Below are 13,677 nucleotides of genomic sequence, written 5' to 3'. Positions count from 1 at the left end.
GCTCCAGGAATACCGCAAGGGGCTCGCCGAGGCATGGCCCCCGGAGACCAACGAGGCGGCCCGGGCGTACGTCCGCGAACTGGACGAGCTCATCGACAAGGTGCAGCGCACACACGACGCCGCCAGCGCCAACTACACCGCGCTCTCCGCCGCCACGCAGGCCATCAGCGCCACCCGCACGGAACTGAAGAAGATCTACGAGACGTACGCCGTCAAGGTCCAGGAGAAGCAGACGTACGACGCGACGCTCGCCGACCCGAAGGCAGCCATGGGCAGCCGGGTCCCCGACCGCCCCGTGACGGACGCGGACCTCGAACGCCTCAACGTCCAGGCGCGCGGCATCATGTACGGCCTCAGCGGCGAACTCCAACACGCCCGAGTAATGCTCCAAAAACCCCCGCCCGTCAGGACACCACGGCCCGGAACCGACCCCGGATCCGCAGATCTATACGGCGGCGGGCCACCGCCAACCATCCCGCCAATCATCCCGCTACCGCTGGCGACGTCGACCGGCGCACCATCGGTCCGCACACCGTCCGGACCTATTCGACCTGTCCAGACCCCCACCGCGCCGAACACCGGTCCCATTCTGGGCGGAACTGGCGCTGGGTTGGTGCCGGCACCAGCCGGCCCTAGCCTTCCAAGCGCCACACCGCCCGCACCACCCAACTCACCTGCTGGGGGCGGAGCGACGCCTCCGCTGCCGACAGGAATCAGTCGGCCCAGTGCCACAGCGCCGCAACACGGCCCCTTGGGGCGCCCGAACCTGAGAGGCGCTAGCGGCCCAGCCCACCCGACGCAACCACCTTCGAATCGCGCCATGCCACCTGGCGGATTGATCGGAGGAGTACCTGGCATGGGGCTTGGCCAACCCAGTGCGGGCCACAATCAACCACGCCGAGTGAATCCGATCGGGGGTTTGATCGGCGGTGGCGGTGCGGGCACAGCACCGACAGGCGGAGCGGGATCCCGACCCGGCGGAAGCCGAGGTTTTGGGCTTACTCAGGGCATGCCCCCCATCGGAGGTACTCCGCTCGGAAATGCGGCGGGAATGGGCGGCCCGAACGGTGCAACCGGACGTCGCGGGCGGCACGAGACCGAGCAAGCTCGTCGTTGGGACCCAGACCATCCATGGGAGACAGATCAGGGGGTCCCCCCGATCGTAAGTTCACCCAATGAGGAGGGACCGATAGACCCAGGGCCGACCATCGGCCTTAACAGGTGAGGATACGTGCAGTTCTCGGCGCGCTTACGCTAAGCGTGTCCATGTTAACTTTCCCCGCCGCTCGAAATGAAATCCTGAATCATGCACACCAGCCACACGGCGTAGACCGCATCCGAGGCGACCAGTGGCATCTGCGAGAGCTTAAGTTAAGCCAAGCACATCAGATAACTCGCGGGGAAGGCATCGTTGTTGCCGTACCAGACACCGGCGTTGCCGCACATCCCGACCTTCGCAAAAATCTGCTCGCCGGAACAGATGTCATTCCTGGCGGTAGTGGCGACGGCCGGCAGGACAGAAATGGACACGGCACGGGGATGGCGGGATTAATAGCTGCGCACGGCCAGGCCTCGAGCGCAGGCGCACTCGGCATCGCCCCCGAGGCTAAGGTCCTTCCGATCATGTCGTCATCGGCCGACAATCTAGGTGACGCCGACGACCTAGCCCTAGGAATAGAGTTCGCGATTTCTGAAGGCGCTGATGTGATCAGTGTATCCAGCGGGGGAAACACTAGCCCACGCCTGACACAGGCCGTAAAGAAAGCCTTAGCGTCCAACATTGTAGTCGTAGCCGGCGCTGGCAATATTCCGAACGATAGAACCGTTGCTTACCCTGCTCGGGAACCTGGCGTAATCGCGGTAGGCGGGATAGATCAGGCTGGACAGCATGCAGCCATATCCACAACCGGCGCGGAAGTCGATTTAGCTGCTCCGGCAGTCGATATCTACAGCACGAGTGTTGGCGGCAAGTACCGCAAGGCGACGGGAACCTCCGGCGCTACCGCGATCGTTGCTGGGGCCGTCGCGTTGATCCGATCCAAGTATCCGTACCTGCCGGCCTCCGAGGTGGCGCACAGGCTCACCGCCACAGCGATCGACAAGGGCCCTCCGGGACGGGACGACGAGTACGGCCACGGGGTCATCGACCTGGTGGCGGCGTTGACGGCTGACGTACCGCCGTTGGGTTTCGGATCGGCGACGGCGAGCGTGCCGGCCCACACCCCCTCGACCACGACGGCGGTAGCGGAGCCGGCGGGCGACGGGAACGGTGCGGCGACGGCCCGTGGCCTGGTCACCCTCGGCGTGATCGTGGCGGCCGGCGGCGCGTGGACGCTCATCGCCCGTCGGCACCGTCGGGGCGACGACCCGCCGCCCCGCGTCAGTCGCTGAGCAACCCGGAGAACGGGAACGGGCGTGGAAGGGGTCGACACGTCCCACCCGAGACGTCGTCGTCCAGGTCAGCCGGTAACGTCGGCGACGTGCCGAAGTCCTTGCCGCTCCGCCTCGTGCTCGCCTCCGCCAGCCCTGCCCGCCGCAAGATTCTCCAGGCCGCCGGGATCGAGACGGACGTGCTGGTCAGCGGCGTCGACGAGTCCCTCGTGGTCACGGAGCGGGCCGAGGAGCTCTGCCTGGAACTGGCCCGCCTGAAGGCGCAGGCGGTACTCACCCGGCTGCGGCCGGTCGACGACCAGCGGACGCTGGTGATCGGGTGTGACTCGGTGCTGGCCTTCGAGGGGGAGATCTTCGGCAAGCCGACCGACGAGGCCGACGCCACCCGGCGCTGGGAGCGGATGCGCGGGCGCAGCGGTGTGCTGCACAGCGGGCACTGCCTGATCGACGTCGAGGCCGGGCGGCGGGCCGAGGCGGTCGCCTCCACCGTCGTGCACTTCGCCGACATCGGCGACGACGAGATCGCCACGTACGTGGGTACGGGCGAGCCGCTGGCCGTGGCGGGTGCCTTCACGATCGACGGCCTGGGCGGGCCCTTCGTGGAGCGGATCGAGGGTGATCCGAGCACGGTCATCGGGCTCAGCCTGCCGATGCTGCGCCGCCTGCTCGCCGAGTTGGACCTGCGGCTCACAGATTTGTGGACGAAGGTCGCGCCCGGCAACCAGACGGTCGAGTCGCTCGGTTAGCGTCCGCTCATGACCACCAAGTCGATCCCGCTCACGTCGGAACTGCATTCGTACCTGGTCGGGCACGGTGCGCCGCCGGACGAGATCATGCGGGACCTGGCCGAGGAGACCCGCGCGGCCCTGCCGAACGACGCGCAGATGCAGGTCGCACCGGAGCAGGCCGCCTTCCTGACCTTCCTTACCCGGCTGCTCGGGGTGCGGCAGGCCGTCGAGGTGGGCACGTTCACCGGGCTCTCGTCGCTGGCGATCGCCCGTGGGCTGCCCGAGGGCGGGCGGCTGACCTGCTTTGACATCTCTGAGGAGTTCACCGGAATCGCCCGGCGGTACTGGGCCCGCGCCGGCGTGGACGACCGGATCGAGCTGCGCATCGGCCCGGCCGGCGACACGCTGCGCGAGCTGCCCCACGAGCGCCACCTGGACTTCGCGTTCATCGACGCCGACAAGACCGGCTACCCGGTCTACTGGGCGGAGCTGGTGCCCCGGATGCGTCCCGGCGGGGTGATCGCGGTCGACAACGTGCTGCGCGGTGGCCGGGTGATCGCCCCGCAGAACGCCGACGACCGGGCCATCGCGGCGTTCAACGACGAGGTGCTCGCCGACGTCCGCGTCGACGCGGTGATGCTCCCGATCGCCGACGGCCTCACCCTGGCCCGAGTGCACTGACCCTGACCGGCCTCTGCGCGATCTTGGTAGGCAACAGCCCCTGGAGGGGCCGTTTCCTACCAAGATCCAGCGGATCCACCGGGACCCAAGGTCCACCGGGATGCAAGATCCACGGAGGACGCAAGAACCGCCGGAGATCCAAGATCCGCGAGGGGCGCTGGCGTCAGGCGGGGGTCGGGGATCGGAGGTCGGCGGGGGCCGGGCGCAGGGCGCGGCCCAGGCGGGCGGCGAGCAGCGCAGCCGCCGCGATGAAGGCCGGCAGCAGCAGGAAGGCCAGGTGCGGTCCGACGCCGTCGGCCACCCAGCCGAGCGCGACCGGCGCGATCCCGAAGCCCACCCCCATCGAGTACGACGCATAGCCGGCCGCCCGGTCCGCAGCCGGCCCGGCGACGGCGAGCGCGATCGAGATCGCCAGCGGGTAGTGCAGGGCGTTGCCGAGGCCGAGGACGACCAGGCCGGTGACGGCGAGCCAGCCGACCGGCGCGATCCAGAAGAGCGCGAACCCGGCCAGCGACACGCCCAGCGCGGCCAGCAGCAGCGGCACGGGCCGGTACCGCAGGGCGAGCCGGCCCCCGGCGAGCCGGCCCACGAACATGCCGCAGACGATCGCGGCGACGGCGGCCGAGGCGCCGCCGGCCGCCATCCCGGCATGCGAGCGGAGCACGTCGGCCGTCCAGAGCGACAGGCAGACCTCGATCGAGCCGGTGACCGCCATCAGCACCCAGGCGATCCAGTACGCCACCGGCAGGCGTCGGCCAGCCCCGTGGACGCCGGCCCCCGAGGCGACCCCGCCGGAAACCGGAAGGCCGGAAACCGAAGAGTCGAGAGCCGGAGAGCCGGGAGCCGAAGAGCCAGAAGCCGGAGAGCCGGGAGCCGAAGAGCCGGGAGCCGCGGCAGCGGGGGCGGGCTGCGGCAGGCGTACGCGGAAAGTCACGGCGGCGAGCGCGACCAGTGCGATCAGGCCGACCTCGACGGCCATCGCCGGTCGCCAGCCCCATCCTGCGTCGACGCTGGCGCCGATGACCAGCGGGGCGAGGATGCCGGCGCCGGCGCAGGCGGCATTGGCCTCGGTCAGCGCCGCTGGCGCGCCGGCGCCGTGCCGGTCGGTGAGTACCACGGACACGCCGCTGATCACCAGCATGCCGAAGGCGGCGATCACGGCTACGGCGGTGATCGTGGCGGGCAGGGCGCGGACGACGCCCAGGGCGGCGACGCCGGCCGCCACGCCGGCCAGCCCGACCCAGATCGCCCGGCCCCGGCCGAGGCGGCGGGCCAGGGGTGCGAAGAGCGCCCCGCCGGCCAGCGCGCCGACGGCGATGCCGGTGCTGTGCAGGCTTGCGACGGCGGCCGAGGTGCCCTGTTCGTCGCGGAGCAGCGGCACGACCGGCCCGAAGCCGTAGAGGAAGAAGCCCCACAGTCCCAGCTGGGCGTAGGTCAGCCAGGTGAGCCGGTCACGGGTTAGCTGGGGCACCGGCCTCACGCTACAAGCGCCGGGCCGGTGCCCCGCCCGTGGTGAGAGGCAACTCTCCCCCAGCGTCAGGAAGGGCACCTTCCTCTACCGCAGGCGTCAGGAAGGTGCCCTTCCTTACACCTCAGCGGACGCTGCGGGCGAACTGGCGGGCGGCCCAGACGACGCCGGCGGCGGCGAGGAGCGCGATGATGCCGAGGCCCTGCCAGACCTTGTCGTCGCCGAGCTGGCCGGCGAAGAGGGCCCGGGTGCCGTCGACCGCCCAGGAGAACGGGTTCCACTCGGCGATGCCCTGGAGCCAGCCGGGGGCGAAGGTCAACGGCAGCAGGATGCCGGAGAGCAGCAGCACGGGCTGGGCCACGGTGTTCATCAGGGGGGCCAGCGCGTCCTCGCTCTTGACCTTGAGCGCGATGCCGTAGGAGACGGCCGAGGTCATCAGCGCGATCAGGGCCAGCATGAGGTACGCCAGCAGCAGGTCGACGAGGGAGACGTGCAGGTCGAACAGGAGCGCGAGCAGGGTGATGATGACCGCCTGCACGATGAGCGACACCACGTCGCGCAGCGAGCGGCCGAGCAGCAGGGCGAGGCGGCTGATCGGGGTGACCCGGGAGCGTTCGATGACCCCGGCGCGCAGCTCGGCGATCAGGCCGAAGCCCTGGAAGAGGCCGCCGAAGATGGCCAGCAGCACCAGCAGGCCGGGTACGAAGATCTTGTAGGCCTCCGCCTGGGTGGGCGCGTTCAGCGCCGGCTTGAGCAGCGGGGCGAAGAGCAGCAGGTACATCACCGGCTGGAAGACGCCGACGAAGACCCAGACGGGGTTGCGCAGCAGTAGCTGGAGCTGCCGCTGGAAGATCAGCCAGGTGTCACGGGCGAGTTTCATGGGATCTCTCCGGTCGGGATCAGGACTCGCGCAGCGAGCGGCCGGTCTTGGTGAGGAAGACGTCGTCGAGGCTGGGCCGGTGCAGCTCGATGGACCTGAGCCCGAGGCCGGCGGTGTCGACGCGGCGCAGGATCTGCGGGATGGCCGTGGCGCCCTCGTCGACGTAGAGGCGTAGCCCGCCCTCCTCGGCGGTCTCCATCTTGTTGACGTACGGCTCGCCGTCGAGCAGCTGCGCGGCCTGCGGGGTGGCCGCCGCGTCGAGCCCGACCAGCACGACGTCGCCGGAGATCTCGCGCTTCAGCTCCGTCGGGGTGCCCTCCGCGACCACCTCGCCGTGATCCATGATCGCGATCCGGTCGCAGAGCGCGTCGGCCTCCTCCAGGTAGTGGGTGGTGATGAAGACGGTCATGCCGTCGCCCCGCAGCCGGCGGATCTCGTCCCACATGTGCGCCCGGCTCTGCGGGTCGAGGCCGGTCGTCGGCTCGTCGAGGAAGACGATGCTCGGCTCGTGGATGATGCCGAGGGCGATCTCCACCCGCCGGCGCTGACCGCCGGAGTACGTCTTGCACTTACGGTCGGCGTACTCGGTGAGCTGGAAGGCGTCGAGGGCGCGGGCGGCCCGCCGGTGCGCGTCGGCCTTGCCGATGCCGTACATCCGGGCGTGCAGGACGAGTTCCTCCCGGGCGGTGGACTCGTCCCAGGTGCTGCCGCCCTGGGCGACGTAGCCGATGCGGCGGCGCACCTCGGCCGGGTCCTTGCGCAGGTCGACCCCGGCGACGGTCGCCTCGCCGCCGTCCGGCTCGATGAGCGTGGCCAGCATCCGCAGGGTGGTGGTCTTGCCGGCGCCGTTGGGGCCGAGGAAACCGAAGATCTCCCCCTCGGTGACCTTCAGGTCGACGCCGCGCACCGCGTCGACGGTCTTCTTCTGGCGACCCTCTCGGGAGCGGAACGACTTCCGCAACCCTCTGGTCTCGATCATGTCTGCTCCTGGTCGTCCGGGCCGGTGCCACCGGCCACCTGTCTGTCCCTCGGAGACGACGCCGGACGGCATGCTTCCCCCGTGGCGCCCCGGGCAGGCTAACGCGATATAGCTCTTTTGGTCAACGTTGATTATTCGCCCTCCGTCGGCCGGGGCGGCAGCTGCTCCTCCCAGCCCTCCCAGCCCTGCGCCCGCTCCAGCCCCTCGGGCAGGTACGACACCCCCGACTCGATCCGTTCCGCGATCCGCTCGCACCAGGAGATCTCCGCCTCGGAGCGGGCGGTCCACAGTTCGAACATCCACCCCACGTGCACCGGCTTGGTCGAACGCATCCAGCCAGAACTCAACGACGTACGCATCCACTCGACACCGGCGCGCAGCAGGTTCGCCCGGTTGCGCAGGGCGGCCGCCGCCTCCTCGCGCGGCATCGCGGGCAGGAAGGAGAACGCCGCCGCGAACGGATCCGGCGGCTCGTGCAGCTGCCACCACAGGCCGCGCAGCAGCGACTCGAACTCCTCCTCGCCCTTCGGCGTCACCTCGTACGTGGTGCGGGCCGGACGGGCGCCCACCTGCTCGGTGGCCACCTCGCGCAACAGCCCTTCCTGGGTCAGCTTGCGCAGGGCGTGGTAGATCGATCCGGGCTGCACGTTCGCCCATCTGTCGGCGCTCCAACTGAGCAGCTCACGGCGCACGTCGTAGCCGTGCACGGGCTGCATCCAGCGCACCAGCCCGAGGATCATCATTCGCGTGGCAGACACCGGACGAGCGTAATAAGCAAATTTGACTAGGGCGCGGTGAACAGTGCGGCATCCCACACTGAGCGATCGTTAGGGCCGCCACGGTGGCCGATACACTCCCGGTCAGTGACCCTCCGGGAGGAGCCAGCAAGGTGCGCAAGGTACTCATCGCCAACCGCGGCGAGATCGCCGTCCGCGTCATCCGCGCCTGTCGCGACGCCGGCCTCGGCAGCGTCGCCGTCTACGCGGACTCCGACCGGGACGCCCTGCACGCCACGCTGGCCGACGAGGCGTACGCGCTCGGCGGCGACACCGCCACCGACACGTACCTGCGGATCGACAAGCTGCTGGAGATCGCCGCGAAGGCCGACGCCGACGCGGTCCACCCCGGCTACGGCTTCCTCTCCGAGAACGCCGACTTCGCCCAGGCCGTCATCGACGCCGGGCTGACCTGGATCGGCCCCACCCCGCAGGCGATCCGGGACCTCGGCGACAAGGTCACCGCCCGGCACATCGCCCAGCGCGCCGGCGCGCCCCTGGTGCCCGGCACCCCCGACCCGGTCGGCGGCCCCGACGAGGTGTTGGCGTTCGCCGTCGACCACGGCCTGCCGGTCGCCATCAAGGCCGCCTTCGGCGGCGGCGGGCGCGGGCTCAAGGTGGCCCGCACCATGGAGGAGATCCCGCACCTGTTCGAGTCGGCCACCCGCGAGGCGGTCGCCGCGTTCGGCCGGGGCGAGTGCTTCGTCGAGCGCTACCTGGACCAGCCGCGCCACGTCGAGGCGCAGGTGCTGGCCGACCGGCACGGCAACGTGATCGTGGTCGGCACCCGGGACTGCTCGCTCCAGCGCCGCCACCAGAAGCTGGTCGAGGAGGCCCCCGCGCCGTTCCTCACGGACGCCCAGCGGGCCCAGATCCACGACAGCGCCAAGGCCATCTGCCGCGAGGCGGGCTACCACGGCGCCGGCACGGTGGAATACCTGGTCGGCGCCGACGGCACCATCTCCTTCCTGGAGGTCAACACCCGACTCCAGGTCGAGCACCCGGTCACCGAGGAGACCGCCGGCATCGACCTGGTCCGCGAGCAGTTCCGGATCGCCGACGGCGAGCGGCTGCGGTTCACCGAGGACCCGACGCCGCGCGGGCACTCGATCGAGTTCCGGATCAACGGCGAGGACCCGGGCCGCACCTTCCTGCCCGCCCCCGGCACGGTCACCGCGCTGCGGCTGCCCACCGGCCCCGGCGTCCGGGTCGACACCGGCATCTCCGCCGGCGACGTGATCGGCGGCAACTTCGACTCGCTGCTGGCCAAGGTGATCATCACCGGCGAGACGCGTACCGAGGCGCTGGAGCGCGCCCGCCGCGCCCTGGACGAGATGGTCGTCGAGGGCATGGCCACCGCGCTGCCGTTCCACCGGCTGGTCGTCCGGGACGAGGCGTTCACCGCCGAGCCCTTCACCGTGCACACCCGGTGGATCGAGACCGAGTTCGACAACACCGTCGCGCCGTTCACCGCCGCCGCCGGCCCCGCCGACGCGCCGGCCGAGCGCGAGACCGTCGTGGTCGAGGTCGGCGGCAAGCGGCTGGAGGTCAGCCTCCCCGCCGGCCTCGGCGGGGGTACGGCCACCGCCGCGCCCGCCGCGCGCAAGCCGGCCCGCCGGGGCGGCGGGGCCAAGGCCGGCGTCGCGGTCAGCGGCGACGCGCTCACCTCCCCGATGCAGGGCACCATCGTCAAGATCGCGGTCGCCGACGGCGACACCGTGGCCGAGGGTGACCTGGTCGTGGTGCTGGAGGCGATGAAGATGGAGCAGCCGCTGCACGCCCACAAGGCGGGCACGGTCAGCGGCCTCGCGGCCGAGGTCGGCGCCGTCATCACCGCCGGCGCGGCGATCTGCACCATCGCCTGAGCCCGCCGGGCGGTCAGCGCAGTTCGGCGCCCGCCACCGTTCGGACGGCGGCGGTCAGCGCGTCCAGGGTGGTGGAGTCCACCCGCCAGTGCTGCCAGTACAGCGGGCGGTCCAGGTGGCGCCCGGCGCCGAGGTCGACGCAGCGTCCGGCGGCCACGTCGGCGCGGGCGATCCGCTCCGGGACCAGTCCCCAGCCGAGCCCGAGCCGCACCGCCTCGTTGAAGCCGTCGAAGGACGGGACGTAGTGGACCGGCGGGTCGAGCCGACGCCGGGTGACGGTGCGCGCGAACCGCTGCTGGAGCTGGTCCTTACGGTCGAACGCCATCATCGGCGCCGACGCCAGGGCGGCCTCGGTGAGCCCGTCGGGGAAGTGGCGCGCGGCGAACCCGGTCTCGGCGAGGGCGACGTACCGCATGGCGCCCAGCCGCTCCACCCGGCAGCCCTGCACGGCCTCGCGCTGCGCGGTCACGGCCGCCATCGCCGTGCCGTCGCGGATCAGCTCCGCCGTGTGGTCCTCGTCGTCCCGGCGTACGTCGAACAGCAGCGCCAGCTCGGTGGGCAGTCGGGCCAGCGCGCCGACGAACCAGGTGCCCAGCGAGTCCCCGTTCGCGACGACCGTCACGCGGGTGGGCGCGGGCCCGCCGAGCGCGGGCCGGGCGGCGTCCAGCGCCTCCCGTTCCAGCAGGGCCACCTGCCCGGCGAGCCGCAGCAGCGGCCGGCCCGCGTCGGTGGCCCGGCACGGCTTCGTCCGCTGGACGAGCACCTGACCGACGGACTGCTCCAGCGCCTTGAGCCGCTGGCTGACTGCCGAGGGGGTGACGTGCAGGGACCGCGCCGCCGCCTCGAAGCTGCCCTCGCGGACCACCGCGGCGAAGGTCCGGAGCTGCGTGGTGTCCAGCATGATGAAGCAGAGCTTATCCGGCATGAGAATCTTTAGCTGGGCTGCATCACGCGGGGCTCGTAACCTCGGCTCGTGCCCGACATCCTCAGCAGCTCCGTGGCCGGCTCCGCCGCCGCCGGTTTCTCCCTCGCCATCGCGCTGATCGCCGCCATCGGCGCGCAGAACGCCTTCGTCCTGCGGCAGGGCCTGCGCCGCGAGCACGTCCTGCCGGTCGTCGCCGTCTGCGCCGCGTCCGACGCGCTGCTCATCGCGCTCGGCATCGCCGGCATGGGCGGCGCGACGGCGGAGCACCCCACCGCCCTCACCGCCGTCCGGTGGCTCGGCGCCGCGTTCCTGCTCGGGTACGCCGTGCTGGCCGCCCGCCGCGCGCTGCGTCCCGGCGCGCTCTCCCCCGCCGACCGGCCGCCGGCCACGCTCGGGGCGACGCTGCTGGCCTGCCTCGCGTTCACCTACCTCAACCCGCACGTGTACCTCGACACCGTCCTCCTGCTCGGCGGGGTGGCCCGCCAGCACCCGCACCACTGGGTCTTCGGCGCGGGCGCCGCGCTGGCCAGCGTGGTCTGGTTCACGGTCCTCGGCGCCGCCGCCCACCGGCTCGCGCCCGTGCTGGCCCGCCCCGGGGCGTGGCGGGTGATCGACGGGACGGTGGCCGTCGTGATGGTGGCGGTCGCGGCGACCCTGCTGTTCGACTGACGACGCACACCCGCCGGTCGGGGTGTTTTCGGCTACCACCGGGGGCGCGGGCGCCGGCGGGCGGGAATGATGGCGACGTGCGGTTCCTTCACGGCGCGGTCCCCGCGCACGACCTGACCTACAACGACGTCTTCATGGCGCCCGTCCGTTCCGAGGTGGGGTCGCGGCTCGACGTCGACCTGGCCACCCCCGACGGCACGGGCACCACCATCCCGCTGGTCGTGTCGAACATGACGGCGGTGTCCGGCCGCCGGATGGCCGAGACGGTCGCCCGGCGCGGCGCGATCGCGGTCATCCCGCAGGACATCCCGATCGAGGTGGTGGCGAACGTCGTCGCCTGGGTCAAGCGGCGGCACCTGGTGCACGACACGGCGATCACGCTGGGCCCGACCGACACCGTCGGCGACGCGATCCACCTGCTGCCGAAGCGGTCGCACGGCGCCGTGGTGGTGATCGACGAGGAGAGCCGGCCGGTGGGCGTGGTGACCGAGGCCGACACGGTCAGCGTGGACCGCTTCGCCCAGCTCCGGCACGTGATGTCCACGGAGCTGCACACCGTGCCGGCGGACGCGGACCCGCGTACCGGCTTCGAGCGGCTCTCGGCGGGGCGGCGCCGGTTGGCCCCGGTGGTCGACGCCGAGGGCCGCCTGGTCGGGGTGCTGACCCGGCAGGGCGCGCTGCGGGCGACCCTCTACCGGCCGGCGGTGGACGACCGGGGCCGGCTGCGGATCGCCGCCGCCGTGGGCATCAACGGCGACGTGACCGGCAAGGCGGCGGCGCTGCTGGAGGCCGGGGTGGACACGCTGGTGGTGGACACCGCGCACGGCCACCAGGAACGCATGATCACCGCCCTGCGGGCGGTCCGCGCGCTGGATCCGGCGGTCCCGGTCGCGGCGGGCAACGTGGTGACCGCCGAGGGCGTACGCGACCTCGTGCGGGCGGGGGCCGACATCGTCAAGGTCGGCGTCGGCCCGGGTGCGATGTGCACCACCCGGATGATGACCGGGGTGGGCCGGCCGCAGTTCTCCGCCGTGCTCGACTGTGCCGCGGCGGCCCGGCAGCTCGGCCGGCACGTCTGGGCCGACGGCGGCGTGCGGCACCCGCGCGACGTGGCGCTGGCGCTGGCCGCCGGGGCCTCGAACGTGATGATCGGCTCCTGGTTCGCCGGCACCTACGAGTCCCCCGGCGACCTCTACACCGACGCCGACGGCCGGCGCTACAAGGAGAGCTTCGGCATGGCCTCGGCGCGGGCGGTAAGCGCGCGGACGGCCGACGACAGCGCGTACGACCGGGCCCGCAAGGCGGTCTTCGAGGAGGGCATCTCCTCGGCGCGGATGTACCTGGACCCGACCCGCCCGGGCGTGGAGGACCTGATCGACGAGATCATCGCGGGGGTGCGCAGCGCCTTCACCTACGCGGGCGCCCGTGACCTCGCGGAGTTCCACGAGCGGGCCCTGGTCGGCGTGCAGAGCACGGCCGGCTACACCGAGGGGATGCCGCTGCCCACCAGCTGGTGAGACCCCCGGGCCGCGCCGCAGTGGGCTGACGCTGCCTGTCGGTGGCCGGCGGCGGTTGGTGGTGGCCCCACATGGGACCGCCGGGCCGGTCTCGTCAGCGGCGCCTGTCGGGCTGAATCGGCTACGACATCAGCTCGACAGGACCGGCACGGGCACTGCCACCCGGTCGCCCGGCCGGCACTCGCCCGTCAGGGCTGCTGCGGAAAGAGGCGGTGGATCACCTCGCGGGCCGCCTTCCGGGGGTCGTCGCCGACGCGGGGCGGCAGCGCGCCCGAGATCCAGAGCGTGGCGAAGCCGTGCACGATGGACCAGGCCGCGAGCGCGTCGCCCTGCGGATCCTCCGCCGTCGGGCGTCGCTCGGACAGCCCGGCGACGCCCGAGTGCAGCGCGGCCCCGGCGCGCTGGCGGGCCGCCACCAGCTCCTTCGCGTCGGCCCGGTAGAGGTCCGGACGGAACATCACCTCGAAGTGCGCGCGGTGGCGGACCGCGAAGTCGACGTACGCGACGCCCCGGTCGAGCAGTTCGCCGCCGGCGCCGTGCAGCGCCTCGGCCAGCAGGTGGAAGCCCTCGGTGGCGAGGGCGGTGAGCAGCCCGGCCTTGTCGCCGAAGTGGTGGGCCGGGGCGGCGTGCGAGACGCCCGCCCGGCGGGCCAGGTCGCGCAGGCTCAGCGCTGCCGGGCCCGACTCCTCGATCACCTGCACCGCCGCCGCGAGCAGGGCGCGACGCAGGTCGCCGTGGTGGTAGCCGCGCGTTCCGGTCATTGCGCCATCATATCTTGCCATTGACAAGATGACACTT

12 protein-coding genes are annotated in these 13,677 nt (G+C 72.0%); 6 read left to right on the top strand and 6 right to left on the bottom strand.

The genetic code is table 11. The features are described 5' to 3' along the window. The first annotated feature begins 1,221 nt into the window (after positions 1-1,221). From mycP to AB0B83_RS10205, 3 genes are all read left to right on the top strand, one after another. Positions 1,222-2,391, top strand: coding sequence for a type VII secretion-associated serine protease mycosin (mycP, locus tag AB0B83_RS10215; RefSeq protein WP_357577874.1), 1,170 nt, complete (start codon positions 1,222-1,224; stop codon positions 2,389-2,391). Between the two features lie 89 nt (positions 2,392-2,480). After that, on the top strand, positions 2,481-3,137 hold the full coding sequence (locus tag AB0B83_RS10210; protein WP_357577873.1) for a nucleoside triphosphate pyrophosphatase: 657 nt from the start codon (positions 2,481-2,483) through the stop codon (positions 3,135-3,137). A gap of 9 nt (positions 3,138-3,146) precedes the next feature. Beyond that, positions 3,147-3,800 carry an O-methyltransferase gene (locus AB0B83_RS10205; protein WP_357577872.1) on the top strand — a complete coding sequence of 218 codons (654 nt, stop codon included), beginning with the start codon at positions 3,147-3,149 and terminating at the stop codon, positions 3,798-3,800. A gap of 163 nt (positions 3,801-3,963) precedes the next feature. Here the strand turns inward: AB0B83_RS10205 and AB0B83_RS10200 are convergent, their stop codons facing one another. From AB0B83_RS10200 to AB0B83_RS10185, 4 genes are all read right to left on the bottom strand, one after another. Next, the gene (locus AB0B83_RS10200) at positions 3,964-5,271 is read right to left on the bottom strand and encodes an MFS transporter (protein ID WP_357577871.1); all 1,308 of its coding nucleotides are present in this window, start codon (positions 5,269-5,271) and stop codon (positions 3,964-3,966) included. A 121-nt stretch (positions 5,272-5,392) separates the two neighbouring features. Then, positions 5,393-6,148 (bottom strand): ABC transporter permease, encoded by a 756-nt coding sequence (locus AB0B83_RS10195; protein WP_357577870.1) that lies wholly within the window; start codon positions 6,146-6,148, stop codon positions 5,393-5,395. 19 nt (positions 6,149-6,167) lie between these two features. Continuing rightward, on the bottom strand, positions 6,168-7,127 hold the full coding sequence (locus tag AB0B83_RS10190; RefSeq protein ID WP_357577869.1) for an ATP-binding cassette domain-containing protein: 960 nt from the start codon (positions 7,125-7,127) through the stop codon (positions 6,168-6,170). A gap of 131 nt (positions 7,128-7,258) precedes the next feature. Next, the gene (locus tag AB0B83_RS10185) at positions 7,259-7,870 is read right to left on the bottom strand and encodes a PadR family transcriptional regulator (protein ID WP_132233960.1); all 612 of its coding nucleotides are present in this window, start codon (positions 7,868-7,870) and stop codon (positions 7,259-7,261) included. A gap of 146 nt (positions 7,871-8,016) precedes the next feature. Between AB0B83_RS10185 and AB0B83_RS10180 the strand changes: the two genes are divergently transcribed. After that, positions 8,017-9,768 carry a biotin carboxylase N-terminal domain-containing protein gene (locus tag AB0B83_RS10180; protein ID WP_357577868.1) on the top strand — a complete coding sequence of 584 codons (1,752 nt, stop codon included), beginning with the start codon at positions 8,017-8,019 and terminating at the stop codon, positions 9,766-9,768. A gap of 13 nt (positions 9,769-9,781) precedes the next feature. Here AB0B83_RS10180 and AB0B83_RS10175 read toward each other — a convergent pair whose 3' ends face one another. Beyond that, positions 9,782-10,669 carry a LysR family transcriptional regulator ArgP gene (locus tag AB0B83_RS10175; RefSeq protein ID WP_357577910.1) on the bottom strand — a complete coding sequence of 296 codons (888 nt, stop codon included), beginning with the start codon at positions 10,667-10,669 and terminating at the stop codon, positions 9,782-9,784. A gap of 96 nt (positions 10,670-10,765) precedes the next feature. Here AB0B83_RS10175 and AB0B83_RS10170 point away from each other — a divergent pair, with 96 nt between their 5' ends. Together AB0B83_RS10170 and AB0B83_RS10165 are read left to right on the top strand one after the other, a co-directional pair. Beyond that, positions 10,766-11,362 (top strand): LysE/ArgO family amino acid transporter, encoded by a 597-nt coding sequence (locus AB0B83_RS10170; RefSeq protein ID WP_357577909.1) that lies wholly within the window; start codon positions 10,766-10,768, stop codon positions 11,360-11,362. Between the two features lie 77 nt (positions 11,363-11,439). Then, the gene (locus tag AB0B83_RS10165; RefSeq protein WP_357577867.1) at positions 11,440-12,879 is read left to right on the top strand and encodes a GuaB1 family IMP dehydrogenase-related protein; all 1,440 of its coding nucleotides are present in this window, start codon (positions 11,440-11,442) and stop codon (positions 12,877-12,879) included. A gap of 188 nt (positions 12,880-13,067) precedes the next feature. Here AB0B83_RS10165 and AB0B83_RS10160 read toward each other — a convergent pair whose 3' ends face one another. After that, positions 13,068-13,640, bottom strand: a complete 573-nt coding sequence (locus AB0B83_RS10160; protein WP_357577866.1) for a TetR/AcrR family transcriptional regulator — start codon at positions 13,638-13,640, stop codon at positions 13,068-13,070. Positions 13,641-13,677 lie beyond the last annotated feature (37 nt).

The organism is Micromonospora sp. NPDC049060, assembly GCF_040649055.1.
Classification (GTDB): domain Bacteria; phylum Actinomycetota; class Actinomycetes; order Mycobacteriales; family Micromonosporaceae; genus Micromonospora; species Micromonospora reichwaldensis.
The sequence above is the reverse complement of the archived record's forward strand: the minus strand, read 5'-3'. Positions and strand labels throughout refer to the sequence as shown.

Bases quoted from the DNA above. Each gene is read 5' to 3' on its own strand.
- AB0B83_RS10190 (WP_357577869.1), bottom strand. From the start codon at position 7,127: ATGATCGAGACCAGAGGGTTGCGGAAGTCGTTCCGCTCCCGAGAGGGT.
- AB0B83_RS10160 (WP_357577866.1), bottom strand. From the start codon at position 13,640: ATGACCGGAACGCGCGGCTACCACCACGGCGACCTGCGTCGCGCCCTG.
- AB0B83_RS10175 (WP_357577910.1), bottom strand. From the start codon at position 10,669: ATGCTGGACACCACGCAGCTCCGGACCTTCGCCGCGGTGGTCCGCGAG.
- AB0B83_RS10205 (WP_357577872.1), top strand. From the start codon at position 3,147: ATGACCACCAAGTCGATCCCGCTCACGTCGGAACTGCATTCGTACCTG.
- AB0B83_RS10195 (WP_357577870.1), bottom strand. From the start codon at position 6,148: ATGAAACTCGCCCGTGACACCTGGCTGATCTTCCAGCGGCAGCTCCAG.
- AB0B83_RS10185 (WP_132233960.1), bottom strand. From the start codon at position 7,870: ATGATGATCCTCGGGCTGGTGCGCTGGATGCAGCCCGTGCACGGCTAC.